12 protein-coding genes are annotated in these 13,113 nt (G+C 67.9%); 7 read left to right on the top strand and 5 right to left on the bottom strand.

Going from position 1 to position 13,113, the window contains the following annotated elements:
• Positions 1-13: 13 nt before the first annotated feature.
• Positions 14-2,083: a PhoX family protein gene (locus QM693_RS10225; protein WP_283352237.1), complete on the bottom strand. Its 2,070-nt coding sequence runs from the start codon at positions 2,081-2,083 to the stop codon at positions 14-16.
• 157 nt (positions 2,084-2,240) lie between these two features.
• On the opposite strand from QM693_RS10225, the gene QM693_RS10220 reads away from it, so the two are divergent.
• On the top strand, positions 2,241-3,257 hold the full coding sequence (locus QM693_RS10220; RefSeq protein ID WP_133985771.1) for a PHP domain-containing protein: 1,017 nt from the start codon (positions 2,241-2,243) through the stop codon (positions 3,255-3,257).
• The gene (locus QM693_RS10215) at positions 3,254-4,075 is read left to right on the top strand and encodes an alpha/beta hydrolase (protein WP_283352236.1); all 822 of its coding nucleotides are present in this window, start codon (positions 3,254-3,256) and stop codon (positions 4,073-4,075) included. The genes QM693_RS10220 and QM693_RS10215 overlap by 4 nt, the downstream gene beginning before the upstream one ends.
• A 43-nt stretch (positions 4,076-4,118) precedes the next feature.
• On the opposite strand, the gene QM693_RS10210 is transcribed toward QM693_RS10215, so the two are convergent.
• From QM693_RS10210 to QM693_RS10200, 3 genes are read right to left on the bottom strand one after another with little or no spacing between them, the layout of a single operon-like run.
• Positions 4,119-4,730 (bottom strand): LutC/YkgG family protein, encoded by a 612-nt coding sequence (locus QM693_RS10210; RefSeq protein WP_283352235.1) that lies wholly within the window; start codon positions 4,728-4,730, stop codon positions 4,119-4,121.
• Positions 4,727-6,208, bottom strand: a complete 1,482-nt coding sequence (locus QM693_RS10205; protein ID WP_005571241.1) for a LutB/LldF family L-lactate oxidation iron-sulfur protein — start codon at positions 6,206-6,208, stop codon at positions 4,727-4,729. Before QM693_RS10205 ends, QM693_RS10210 begins: the two co-directional genes overlap by 4 nt.
• Positions 6,205-6,960 carry a (Fe-S)-binding protein gene (locus QM693_RS10200; protein WP_283352234.1) on the bottom strand — a complete coding sequence of 252 codons (756 nt, stop codon included), beginning with the start codon at positions 6,958-6,960 and terminating at the stop codon, positions 6,205-6,207. The genes QM693_RS10205 and QM693_RS10200 overlap by 4 nt, the downstream gene beginning before the upstream one ends.
• A 79-nt stretch (positions 6,961-7,039) precedes the next feature.
• On the opposite strand from QM693_RS10200, the gene QM693_RS10195 reads away from it, so the two are divergent.
• The 5 genes from QM693_RS10195 to QM693_RS10175 all read left to right on the top strand — a co-directional run bounded on the left by QM693_RS10195 (position 7,040) and on the right by QM693_RS10175 (position 12,251).
• The gene (locus QM693_RS10195; RefSeq protein ID WP_283352233.1) at positions 7,040-7,735 is read left to right on the top strand and encodes a FadR/GntR family transcriptional regulator; all 696 of its coding nucleotides are present in this window, start codon (positions 7,040-7,042) and stop codon (positions 7,733-7,735) included.
• A 172-nt stretch (positions 7,736-7,907) separates the two neighbouring features.
• Positions 7,908-8,555, top strand: coding sequence for an IclR family transcriptional regulator (locus tag QM693_RS10190; RefSeq protein ID WP_005571245.1), 648 nt, complete (start codon positions 7,908-7,910; stop codon positions 8,553-8,555).
• Between the two features lie 167 nt (positions 8,556-8,722).
• The gene (locus QM693_RS10185; RefSeq protein ID WP_280779306.1) at positions 8,723-9,943 is read left to right on the top strand and encodes a CaiB/BaiF CoA transferase family protein; all 1,221 of its coding nucleotides are present in this window, start codon (positions 8,723-8,725) and stop codon (positions 9,941-9,943) included.
• An 81-nt stretch (positions 9,944-10,024) separates the two neighbouring features.
• Positions 10,025-11,356, top strand: a complete 1,332-nt coding sequence (locus QM693_RS10180) for an SLC13 family permease (RefSeq protein ID WP_283352232.1) — start codon at positions 10,025-10,027, stop codon at positions 11,354-11,356.
• Positions 11,357-11,384: 28 nt separating this feature from the next.
• Entirely contained in the window at positions 11,385-12,251 is an 867-nt protein-coding gene (locus QM693_RS10175) for a hydroxymethylglutaryl-CoA lyase (protein WP_283352231.1), read from the top strand.
• A gap of 30 nt (positions 12,252-12,281) precedes the next feature.
• On the opposite strand, the gene QM693_RS10170 is transcribed toward QM693_RS10175, so the two are convergent.
• Complete coding sequence (locus QM693_RS10170) at positions 12,282-12,980, bottom strand: GntR family transcriptional regulator (protein WP_144288899.1); 699 nt, start codon at positions 12,978-12,980, stop codon at positions 12,282-12,284.
• Positions 12,981-13,113: the final 133 nt, after the last annotated feature.

Raw genomic sequence — 13,113 nt, 5'->3', positions numbered from 1 at the left:
CACTCACATGGGGTCAGACGCCGATCCGGCCGCCCGACTTCCACACCGCCACGACGGCGGGACGCGGCTGCGCGTCGCCGCCGTCGGGCCAGTGCGACGCCGGGTTGTCGGCGCTCGCGTCGTCCAGTTCACCCGGGTGCTGCACGCACACCGTGACCCGCTCGTCGCCGACGATCGGACCGCAGGTCTCGGCGCCCTTGGGCACGGTGAGGAACTGCTTGGTCTCCCCGCGGTTCGGGCCCTCGAGGACGACGCTGAACAGGCCGTCGTTGGACTTCAGCGCGTTGCCGTCGGTGGAGATCCACAGGTTGCCGTGCGGATCGAACGCCAGGTTGTCGGGGCAGGAGATCGGGCTGACGCTCTCCTTGTCGAAGCCGCCGAAGTACGTGTCGGCCTCCGTCGGGTCGCCGCAGACGAGCAGCAGGTTCCACGTGAACGCGGTGCCGGCGTGGTCGTCGGTGAGTTCGAGGACCTGGCCGTTCTTGTTGTTGTTCCGCGGGTTGGCCTCGTCGGCCGCCGCGCCGCCGTCGACGCCGCGCTTGGTGTTGTTGGTCAGCGCCACGTACACCTTGCCGGTCGTCGGGCTGGGTTCGAAATCCTCGGGACGGTCCATCTTGGTGGCACCGACCTTGTCGCCGGCCTGACGGGTGAACACCGCCACCTCTTCGGCGCTCATGCCGTCGACGAGCGACTCACCCCGGCCGTCCTCGCCGGTGCGCAGCAGCGGGATCCACTCCCCGGTGCCGTCGAACGTGCCGCTCGCCGGCAGCGTGCCCGACCCGTCGATCTCGTCCGCCGAGTTGCCGCTGAACTTCGCGACGTACAGGGTGCCCGCGTCGAGCAGCGTCATGTTGTGGCGCAACGCGGCCTGACTCCTGCCCTCCATCACCTTGCGGCTGGAGACGAACTTGTACATGTAGTCGAAGCGCTCGTCGTCGCCGCTGTACGCCACGACGGTGCCGTCGTCGGTGACGTGGATGGTGGCGGCCTCGTGCTTGAACCGGCCCAGTGCCGTGTGCTTGACGGGTGCGGACGTCGCGTCCCACGGGTCGACCTCGACGACGTAGCCGAAGCGGTTGACCTCGTTCGGCTCCTGGATGAGGTCGAAACGCTTGTCGAACCGTTCCCACTTACGCTCGGAGGCAGCACCTTCCACGCCGTACCGCTTCAGCCGTGCGGCGACGGCGGGGTCGGTGACCAGTTCGGCGTTCGCGAAGTACTGGTTGAAGTTCTCCTCCCCCGACAGCACCGTGCCCCACGGTGTCACGCCACCCGAACAGTTGTTCAGCGTGCCGAGCACCTTCGTGCCCGTCGGGTCCGCGGACGTCTTCAGGAAGTCGCTGCCCGCGGCGGGACCGGTGACGACGAATTCCGTCGTCGCCGTGATGCGCCGGTTGTACGGTCCGAACTCGGGAGTGAGCGCGCCGGAGGCGGATTCGCCCTTCACCTGCACCACGGACAGCCCGTGGGCGGCGAGCGCGGTCTGGAACTGCTCCGGTGACGGGTTTTCGGCGTCGTAGCCCGTGAACATGAACGGCTCGGTGGTGTACTCGTGGTTGACCACCAGCAGGAAGGTGTTCGGCTGACCCTCGACCGGCAGGAGTCCGGCGAAGTCGTTGTTGAACCCGAACTGCTGCGCCTGCGCCTGGGCGGTCTGGTTGTCGAAGTCGAACGCGGGAGCCCCGGGCAGCACCGGGTCGCCCCAGCGGATCACCACGGCCTGCTCGTACCCGGCGGGGACGACGAGGGCGTCCTCGGTGTTGGGGGCGACGGCGTCGAAGTTCGTTCCGGTGGGCGCGGAACCGTCCGAACCGCCCGTGCCGGAGACGCTTCCGCTGCCGGAGTCGTCCGAGCAGGCCACCAGCGCGCTGCCCGCGCCGACGGCGAGGACGGCCATCCCCGTGCCGCGCAGCATCCCGCGCCGCGACAGGGCGGTGCGGGCGATGTCACGGAAATACTCGCCGTGCGAGGTGTTGGGCACGTCGTGGGAGCACGCGTTTCCGCACTTGTACTGACAAGTGACGGACGCGCGCGAGGACACTCCGTCGTGATTGACGAACAGTGCGAGGGGTTTCAAGCTCACCGTGGCTCCCGATTCGAATGTGGACAACTCCGGCACCGTAGAAGTCGTAAGCGAGACGAAGGGAACATTTGTATGAACGTGCGGACAACGAGGGGAGCCTAAGTTCTGGCAGAAATTGCTCCTAGCCAGCAGCCCGGCAGCCGTGCACCATTGAAAGATGGACCCCGTCGAAGCGCTGCGGGAAATTGCGTTCTGGCTCGAGCGCTCGCGTGACGAGGCACCGAGGATCGCCGCATTCCGGCGGGCGGCCGACGTGCTGACGTACGCGGACGAGGACGCGCTGGCCGACCTGGAGGAGCGCGGCTGGGTGTCGCCACCCGACATCGGGTCCGAGGCTGCCGCGATCATCCGTGAGTGTGCCGCGTCGGTGCCGCTGTACCTGACGTACCTGCGCAATGCGGCCGAACCGATCGGACTCGGCGGGACCGAACTGCTCGACGCGCTCCGCGGCGACCTGCACACCCATTCCGACTGGTCGGACGGCCGGTGCCCGATCCGGGAGATGATGCGCCGCGCCGCCGCCCTGGGCCACGAGTACTGCGCGATCACCGATCACTCGCCGCGGCTGACGGTCGCGAACGGAATGTCGTCGGAGCAACTGCTCTCCCAGCTGAGCGTCGTCGCCGAACTGAACGCGGAACTCGCGCCGTTCCGCGTGCTGACCGGCATCGAGGTCGACATCCTCGTCGACGGCTCCCTCGACCAGGACGACGACCTGCTCGCCGACCTGGACATCGTGGTGGCCAGCGTGCACTCGCACCTGGACACCGACCGGGCGACGACGACCAAGCGGATGCTGCAGGCCGTGAAGTCCCCGCACGTCGACGTCCTCGGGCACTGCACCGGCCGGCTCGTCGAGGGTGCGCGGGGTCCGCGGCCCGAATCGAAATTCGACGCGGAACGGGTGTTCGAGGCGTGCCGCGAGTACGGCACCGCGGTCGAGATCAACTCCCGCCCCGAGCGCCGAGACCCGCCGGGACGCCTGATCGACCTCGCACTGAACAGCGGGTGCAAGTTCTCCATCGACACCGACGCGCACACCACTGGTCAGCTCGCCTGGCAGGGGTACGCCTGCGAGCGCGCCGCCGAACGCGGAGTCGAGCCGTCGGACGTGATCAACACCCTGCCCGTCGCCGAGTTGCTGGAGTGGGCCGGAACACCGATCCGGCAATGATCCGCGTCGGCATCGTCGCGCTCGTCGTCGTGGCTCTGCTGGTCGCCGCCGTGTGGGTATTGCAGCGACGACTGATCTACTACCCCGACAACTCCCCGGTGCCGCCTGCCGACCGGCTGATCGCCGGGGCCGAGGACGTCACGCTGACCACCTCGGACGGCCTCGAACTCGGTGCCTGGTACGTCCCACCCGCGAGCGGGGACCCGCGCATGACCGTCCTCGTGGCCGCCGGGAACGCCGGCAACAGGGCCGACCGGGCGCTGCTGGCGTCCGACCTCGCCGCCGCCGGTTTCGCCACACTGCTCTTCGACTACCGCGGGTACGGCGGCAACCCCGGCCACCCCGGCGAGGACGGGCTGGCACTCGACGTCCGGGCGGCCCGCCGACACCTCGTCGACGAACGTCGCGTGCCGCCGGAGCGGCTGCTCTACTTCGGGGAAAGCCTCGGCACCGGCGTCGTCACCGAACTCGCCACCGAGTATCCGTCTGCGGGCCTGCTGCTCCGGTCGCCGTTCGTCGACCTCGCCGCCGTCGGCGCAGCGCACTACCCGTTCCTGCCGGTCAAGCTGTTGCTGCGCGACCGATTCCCCGTCGCGGAGTACGTCGCACGCATCGCTGTGCCCACCACCGTCGTCTACGGCACCGCCGACATCGTCGTCCCGCCGGAGCAGAGCGCTCGCGTGGCCGATGCGGCGCTCGGCCCGGTGGAAACCGTCGTGCTGCCCGGGGCCGGGCACAACGACGACGTGATGTTCGGTGGCGCGGAGATCGTCCGCGCCACCGCCGATCTGGCCGCGAGGGCGCTCCGCGCCCCGTGAGCCTTTTTGGTACCCGGGACTACCAAAAGGGCGCACGGGCGCGTCAGCGCACTATGACGACGTCCAGCGTCCGCGGACCGTGGACGCCCTCGACGCGGTTGAGTTCGATGTCGCTGGTGGCGCTGGGACCGCTGATGAACGTCAGCGGTTTGGTCGCGTCGAGGGTCTGGAAGGCCTGCGGCACGGTGTCGACGATCTGATCGGTGCGCACGATGCAGATGTGGTGATCCGGGACCAGGGTCAGTGCCCGCCGCCCCTGGCCGGCGCCGCCGTCGAGCACGATCGTCCCGGTGGCGGCGATCCCGAGGGTGCAGCCGGTGACGACGACGTCGAGCGCGTCGAGTTCGAGCGTCGACAGTTCGGCCGGTGCCCCGTCGACGACGACGTCACGTCGCGGCCGCCACGACAGCGGCAGGTCCGGTGGGACGACGGCGCGCGCCCCCTCCGCGATCAGCCCGGTGACGACCTCGGCGACCGTGCCCTCCTCGGCGCGGTGGACCTGCGCGCGGTAGTCGTCGACGGTGTGGGCGAAGAACTCGACGTCCCCGGGGCCCGACGCGGGCTGCCGGTGGTAGTCGCGGGGAACGGGTTCGGGGGCGGGCGCTTCGGCGAGCGCCGACCGGATCCGGGTCAGGATCTCTTCGCGTGCGGTCATCGTGTCGTGTCCTCGTGAGTGCGGGCCCACCATTGTCGGAAGGTCTCCTTCGGCGGGGAGGGGAGGTCGCGGCTCGCGGTCCACTTCGACCCCGGGTACGGCAGCGACGTGATGCGTCCCTTCTTTCCGCCCAGCACCCGGCCGATCTTGGACGCCGTCTCGGCGGCGGCGAACCGCTTCTCCGACCCCATCACAAAGCCGGCGGCCTTCATCGCGAGGTCCTGGCCGCCGGGAAGCCCGTGCCGCTCGGAGTCGACCTGCTCCGCGCGCAGGTGCACAAGGATGCTGGGGATGTCGATGCGCACCGGGCAGGCGTCGAAGCAGGCACCGCACAGCGTCGAGGCGAACGGCAGCGAGGCGTTCGGGTCGTCGTGACCGGTGGTCCCGGTGAGTTGCGGGCTGAGGATCGCGCCGATCGGGCCCGGATACACCGACCCGTACGCGTGACCGCCCGCCCGCTCGTAGACGGGACACACGTTCAGGCAGGCGCTGCAGCGGATGCAGTGGAGCGCCGACCGCCCGACCTCGTCCGCGAGGACGTTGGTGCGACCGTTGTCGAGGAGGACGACGTGGAAGTTCTGCGGGCCGTCGCCGGGATGCACCCCGGTCCACATGGAGGTGTACGGGTTCATCCGCTCGGCGGTGGACGACCGCGGCAGCAGTTGCATGAACACCTCCAGGTCGGTGAACGTCGGGACCAGTTTCTCGATGCCCATGAGGGTGATGAGGGTGTCGGGGAGGGTGAGGCACATCCGCCCGTTGCCCTCCGACTCCACCACCGCAAGGGTCCCGGTTTCCGCGACCCCGAAGTTCGCGCCGCTGATCGCCACCTTCGCGGAGAGGAACTTCCGCCTAAGGTGTGCCCGCGCGGCCATCGCGAGTGCCCGTGGATCGTCGGTGATGTCCTTGTCGATGCCCGGCATCGATTTCAGGAAGATCTCGCGGATCTCGGCGCGGTTGCGGTGGATGGCGGGAACGAGGATGTGGCTCGGCTTGTCCTCGCCGAGTTGGACGATGAGTTCGGCGAGGTCGGTTTCGATCGCCGCGATCCCGTTCTCTTCGAGATGCTCGTTGAGGCCCGTCTCCTGGGTGGCCATCGACTTGACCTTCACGACCTCGTCGGAGCCGGTGGCCCGCACGAGGTCGGTGATGATCCGGTTCGCCTCCTCCGAATCGCGCGCCCAGTGGACGGTGCCGCCGCGGGCGGTGACGTTCTCCTCGAACTGCACGAGCAGTTCGGGGAGCCGCGCCATCACGTCCGCCTTCAGGGCGCTGCCCGCCCGGCGCAGTTCCTCCCAGTCGTCGACCTCGGCGACCGCGGCGATGCGCTTGTTGCGGATGGTGGTGGTGGCCGCGCCGAGGTTGGCGCGCAGCTGGGTGTCGGCGAGCGATTTCCGCGCCGCGTCGGGGAAAGATTCTGTGCCCCGGATATTTCCGGTGCCCGCATGGAAGGTGGGCGAGCCGAGGAAAGTGGTCATGCGTTGCTCCCGATCTTCTCGGTGCTCGCCAGGATCTCGGCGAGATGGACGGTGCGGACCCCGCTGCGCAGCCGGGACAGTCCGCCGCCGATGTGCATCAGGCAGGACGAGTCGCCGGCGCTGCACACCTCGGCGCCCGTGCTCAGGACGTTGCCCATCTTGTCGGCGAGCATCGCGGTCGACGTCTCGGAGTTCTTCAGCGCGAACGTTCCGCCGAAACCGCAACAGGATTCGGCCGCGGGGAGTTCGATCAGCGTCATCCCCCGCACCGCGCGAAGCAGTTGCAGCGGTTTGTCGGCGACGCGCAGCATCCGCAGCGAGTGGCATGGCGGGTGGTACGTCACCCGGTGGGGGTAGTAGGCGCCGACGTCGGTGACGCCGAGGACGTCGACGAGAAGTTCCGACAGTTCGTACGTCCGGGACGCGACCTCCTCGGCGCGCGTCGCGAGCGATTCGTCGCCGTACCGGCGGGCGACCATCGCGTGCTGGTGCCGGACGGATCCGACGCAGGAACCGGACGGCGCCACCGCGACGTCCCAGGACGGTCCGCTCTCGAACGCCTCCACGTGGTGACGGACGAGAGGCAGCGCTTCGGCCTGGTAGCCGGTGTTGACGTGCATCTGCCCGCAGCACGTCTGCTTCGGTGGGAACACGACCTCGTGGCCGAGCCGCTCGAGCAGGCGGACCGTCGAGGTGGCGGATTCGGGGAACAGGGCATCCGCCAGGCACGTGGCGAACAGGGCGATTCTCATCGGGTACTCCAACCGGGCTGGGCTGTGGTCTGACCACAGTAGCGCACTGTGGTCAGACCACACCAGGTAAACTTTCGTCGTGCGCACACACGAGGTCGTCCTGCATCGCATCGAGCAGGATCTGGCGGCAGGCAAACTCACCGTCGGCGGTCGTCTGCCCGCCGAGCGCGCACTCGCGGAGGAACTGGGGGTCGGACGCTCGTCCGTCCGCGAGGCCATACGCGTGCTCGAGGCCATGGGCATCGTCCGCACGGCCGTCGGGTCCGGACCGGACGCAGGCGCGATCGTGGCCGCCGACCCGGCCGCGTCCATCGGCGCGGCCATCCGACTGCACATGGCGACGCGCACGCTGCCCATCCACGACGTCGTCCAGACGCGCACACTGCTCGAGTCGTGGGCGGTGCAGGAAGCCGCCGGACAGGCCCCCGACCTCGACTTCTCGACCATCGACACACTGCTCGACGCGATGGACGACGAGGACCTCTCACCCGAGGCGTTCCACCGGCTCGACGCCGACCTGCACGTCGCGATGGCCGGACTCGCGGGCAACGTCCTCGTCGAGGCGATGATGGTCTCGCTCCGCGACTCCATTCACGGCTACGTCATACAGGCCGTTCCGCTCCTCGACGACTGGCCTGCGGTCGCGACCCACCTCCGCTGCGAGCATCGCGGCATCGTCGCCGCCCTCCGCGGCGGACACGGCGCCGAGGCCGCCGGCCTGGTGCGGGAGCACATCGAGGGCTTCTACGGACGCTTCGCGCCCGTGCGTGGGTGACGTGTAGAGGCGGGCGGTGATCGGGCGAGTACAGCATCGGCACCGCCGCCGAGTGGGAGAGGTGACCAGACCGGTGATCCGTCGTGTCGCTGGTGCTCGAAGCTAGGATCGTGTGACACAGGCGGCAACACCATGCAGTTCGCGGGCGTGGTTTCGTGGGGAGAATCGGGCCATGGCGGACGAGCAGCGCAAGACGGTCGGTGTCTTGTCGCGCGCGTTCGCCATCATCGACGCCGTCGAGTTACGACCGATGATCACGAGCGAGCTTGCGCGCACTGTCGGCTTGTCGAAGTCGACCACCCAACGTCTCGTGGCCGAGCTCGCCCACTATGGCTACCTGCGTCGAGATGCCGAGGGTCGATACTGGCTCGGGTATCGCTTCACTGCAGCGGGGATGACCGATATCGCCATGCCGGTGCTTCGGGAGCTGAGCGAGGGCACCGGTGAGTCCTCGCAGTTGTGGGTCCGGCGCGGTGACCTGCGCTTGTGCGCCGCCAGTGTCGAATCGTCGAACGAACTGCGGGCCACCATGCCCGTCGGCACCACATTTCCGCTGGCGGAAGGGTCGAGCGGTCACGTGCTGGCCGGCGATTTCGACAACGACCCCGTCGCGCGACGCCGCGGCTGGTGGCAGACGCTCTCCGAGCGGGTTCCCGGCCTCGGCTCGGTCAGTGCACCGGTACGAGTACACGGCGAGATCGTCGCGTCGGTGTGCGTGTCGGGCCCGTTGCACCGGCTCGGTGACGATCCCGGACCCCGTCTCGGTCCCTCGGCCATCGACGCCGCTCATCGCATCGAAAAGTCACTTCTCGACTCCTGACCCCGGCGGGTGCGTCTTTTCGTGTCATCTCGACGTGGGCCGGCCGCCATGCCTCGTTGCGCTCTGTGATGCGGAGCACTATGGTTGCCCCATTATTCGGGCCATAATGACCCAAATAATGGGCCACCATAAGGATTGATCGCATCGCCGACAGGAATCGGAGCGTCATGAACAACGCCACCACAGGTCCGCTCGACGGCATCACTGTCCTGGAACTGGGCAACTTCATCGCAGCGCCCTTCGCGACTCGGCTGCTGGCTGATTTCGGCGCCGAGGTCATCAAGATCGAACGTCCCGACGGTGGTGACGAGCTGCGCGGTTGGCGTCGCAGCAGGGGCACCACCTCGATGATGTATCGCACCATCGCCCGAAACAAACGATCGGTGACGCTCGATTTGAAGAGCGCCGAGGGGCAGCAGCTGGTGCTGGACCTGGCCGCCCAGGTCGATGTCGTGATCGAGAACTTTCGCCCTGGCACGCTCGAACGCTGGAACATCGGGCCCGAACAGTTACAGGCAGCGAACCCGGACATCGTCCTGGTCCGGATCTCCGGTTACGGCCAGAACGGCCCCTATGCGCAGCGCGCCGGCTTCGGTGGGGTCGCCGAGGCGTTCGGCGGATTGCGTTATGTGACCGGCTATCCCGACCGTGAGCCGGTGCGTCCGGCAGCACCGCTGGGCGACACCCTCGCCGGTCTCTACGGCGCGGTCAGCGCGTTGATGATGCTTCTGGCCAAAGCCCGCGGCGGCGACCACCCGAGGCCCCAGGTCGCCGATGTCGCACTGTACGAATCGGTCTTCATGGCGATGGAGTCGCTGACCGCTGACTACGACGCCTATGCCATGGTGCGCGAGCGCACCGCCGGCAATCTTCCCGGTGTGGTGCCCAGCGGCTCCTACCCGTGTGCCGACGGCTCGGTTCTGATCGCCGGGAACGCCAGCGGGGTCTTCGCAAGGCTGATGAACGCCGTCGGCCGCCCGGACCTGGCGAGTGATCCCGACCTGGTCGACGGCACCAAACGATATCTGCGGGAAGACGATCTCGACGAGGCGATCGTGGCATGGACGACGACCCGATCCACGAGAGACGTCGTCACCGAACTGTCCGACGCCGGTGTCCCGGCCAGCGACGTCTACGACGCCGCCCGCATCGTCTCCGACGAGCACTATCTGGCCCGCGGGATGATCCAGCCGTTCAAGGTCGACGTCGAAGACGGCTCACCCGAGGAGGTGCGCTTCCCCGGCGTGGTACCTCAGTTCGATGGCCAGGCAACGAAAGTCGGGTGGTTGGGGCCTGATCTCGGTGCCGACACCGAGCCCGTACTGGGCCGGATGCTGGGCCTGACACCCGACCGCCTGAACGCACTGCGCACAGCAGGCATCATCTGACCCGCGGGCATCCGCCGCCCCTCTGCTCCCTGGTGCAGCCGCACCCTTCCCGTTTGCCCCGCACGGAAAGAACACGGTCCCATGGTCTACGCCATCTCCATCCTCGCCCTCGTACTGATCTTCACCATCGCCACCAAGGTGCCGATCAACATGGGCATCCTCGCCTTCGCCGGCGCCTTCCTAGTCGGCGGATGGGTGTCGGGGATCCCGATCGACGACATCGTCGACGCATTTCCCGGTGACATCTTCCTGATCGTCGCCGGGATCACCTTGCTGTTCGCCATCGCCAAGGCCAACGGCACCATCAACATCATCGTCGAATCGGCCCTACGCCTGGTCCACGGACGGCGCTGGGCGCTGGTGTGGATGATGTTCCTGCTCTCCGGCGCGCTGATGGCCCTGGGATCACCGATGGCGGCAGGCATGCTCGCCCCCATCGCGATGCGGCTGGCCGGGAAAAAGAAGATCAACCCCCTGCTGATGGGCATGGCCATCAACCACGGTGCTCTGGGCTGCGCGTTCTCGCCCATCACCATCTACGGTGCCTTCGTCAACGGATTGATCAAATCCGCCGGGTACGAGGCGAACCCGCTGCTGCTGTTCATCGTTCCCTTCGCACTGAACACCCTGTTCCTCGCCGTACTGTTCGCCATCTACGGCCGCGACCTGCTCCACGAGCTGCCCGAAGACCGTGACGAGATCACCGGCGCCGGCGCCAGCGCAGGCGTATCGACCCGCCCCCATCCCAGCCCGGGATCTGGCACCGCCTCCGCGACCGCCGTCCTGCCTGACGTCGATGTCATCGGCCGCACCCCGTTCAACCGGGAACGGGTCGCGACGCTCATCGGAATCCTGCTCCTGGCAGTAGGTTCGGTGGCCTTCAACGTCGACGTCGGAGTCAGCTCGATCTGCATCAGCACGGTTCTGCTGCTGATGGCCCCGAAGAAGATGCCCCGGATCGAAGACAAGGTGGCGTGGCCGGCGGTCGTGCTGGTGTGCGGCATGCTCACCTACATGACGGTGCTCAAACAAAACGGCACCCTCGACTTCCTCGGCGACGCCGCCACCCACCTCGGCTCCCCTCTCGCCGCCGCGCTGATCCTGCTGTACGCCGCCGCGATCATCTCCGCGGTCGGGTCCTCGATCGGCACCCTGGGCATCGCGCTGCCGCTGGCCGCACCCATGCTCGCCGCCGGGGAACTCGGCGCGCTGGGTTTCATCATCGCGCTGGCCTTCGCCTCCACCGTCGTCGACGTCAGCCCCTTCGCCACGAACGGATCCATCGTGGTGGCCGAGGCCGACGTCGAAGACCGTCAACGGTTCCAGCGCAGCGTCCTGGCCTACTGCGGCCTGGTCGTGCTCCTCGCCCCGCTGGTGGCCTGGGCCCTGATCGTCGTTCCCACCTCGCTCTGATCCCCGGCCACCCCAAGAAGGTTCTCGCATGCCCGTCACCATCACCGACGTCGTCCTGCGCGACGGTCTACAGGACGAGAACGTCCTCGTCGCCACCGACGACAAACTCACCATCGCCGACGCGCTGGTGGCAGCCGGAGTCCGGCAGATCGAAGCCGTGTCCTTCGTCTCGCCCACCCGCGTTCCTCAGATGGCCGACGCCGACGCGCTCATCGCCCGGTTGCAGCCCTACCGCGCCACCACGCAGGTCAGCGCGTTGGCGCTGAACGCCACCGGGGTCCACCGTGCAGTGGCCGCCGGAGTCGACGTCGTGCACATCGCGGCGTCGGCCAGTTCGGCGCACAGCCGAGCGAACGCCGGCAAGTCCGCTGCACAGGCCCTCGAGGACCTGTCCCAGGCGGTGGCCGGCTACCCGGAGCAGCGGTTCCTCGGCGGGATATCCACCGCATTCGTCTGCCCGTTCGAGGGAACCGTCTCACCCACACGTCTGGTAGAGGTCGCCGAACAGTTCGCAGCCATGGGGATACGCGCCCTGGGGCTGGCCGACACCCTGGGCACCGCCACCACCGAGCACGTGCTCACCGCGGTGGGCGCCGTGCGCGAAGCACTGCCCGACCTCACCATCGGACTGCACCTGCACAACGCCGACGGCCAAGCACTCACCACCGCCCTGCAAGCAGCACGCCATCTGGGGATCGCACACTTCGACAGCGCGGTCGGCGGATACGGCGGGTGCCCCTTCGCACCGGGCGCACACGGCAACCTCGCGACCGAGGAGCTGGTCGCGCATTTTCACCGTCATGATGTGGAAACCGGCGTCGATCAGGCACAGGTGACCGCGGCAGCATCGTTGGTCAAGCGTGTCCTCGCAGCCGCACCGCAGCTCTCGGTGTGATGGTCGACCGGTGAGCGAGCGCGAACCGCCTCAGTACGCCTCGAGGATCTGCGCCTCGGCGTCTTCGAGGTAGGTCTTGAGTAGCTGACCTGCGGCTTCGGTGTTGCCCGCGACCAGTGCGTCGTAGATCTCGTGATTGCGGGTGAGGTACGGGCCGTGGAATCGGTGGGCGTCGTCCATGACGTGGAAGACGAGCCGCGCCTCGTTCCACACGCTGCGCATGAGTTCGTCGATGCGATTGCTGTTGTTGAGGCTCGCGAGGGCGCTGTGGAAGTGGATGTCGGCGGTGCCGACTCCGGTCCAGTCCTCGACGGCGTACCGCTCGTCGGCCAGGTCCAGGGCCTCGGCCACGCGCGACAGGTCGCCGGTGGCGGGGTCGAATCCGTTGACGCCCGCACATTCGACGACGCGCCGGCAGATGTACAGCTCGGTGATGTCCTCGGCCGTGGGCACGCGGACGAAGACTCCGCGGTTGAGTTCGTGCGCGACCAGTCGGTCTTCGATCAGGATCTGGAAGGCCTCGCGCACCGTGTTGCGGGAGACGTCGAGGGCGGCGCAGATGTCGGGTTCGGAGAGACGCGCCCCTGGTCGGAACGTTCCGTCGATGATCGCATCCCGCAGAATGCCAGCCACCCGGGTGGTCCTGCTGGTGCGTTCGAGCAGGCCGCGGTGAGCGGCCAGGCGGGAATGCGCATCGCCGCGAAGGGCATTCGAGCTGGTCAAGTCCACTCCTCAGGTTTCGATCTCGACCGCAATCATAGTTGTGAGCTCGGTTCCGCGATGAATTCCATGTTAAACGATCCTCTCAGGGTATTGCAGGATCGTTGAACGATTTGTACCGTGATGGGAGTTACACCGTTTC

The organism is Rhodococcus sp. IEGM 1305 (assembly GCF_030058635.1).
In the GTDB taxonomy this organism is placed as follows: Bacteria; Actinomycetota; Actinomycetes; order Mycobacteriales; family Mycobacteriaceae; genus Rhodococcus_F; species Rhodococcus_F opacus_D.
Note: the sequence above shows the minus strand (reverse complement) of the source record. Positions and strands in the feature narration are given on the sequence as shown.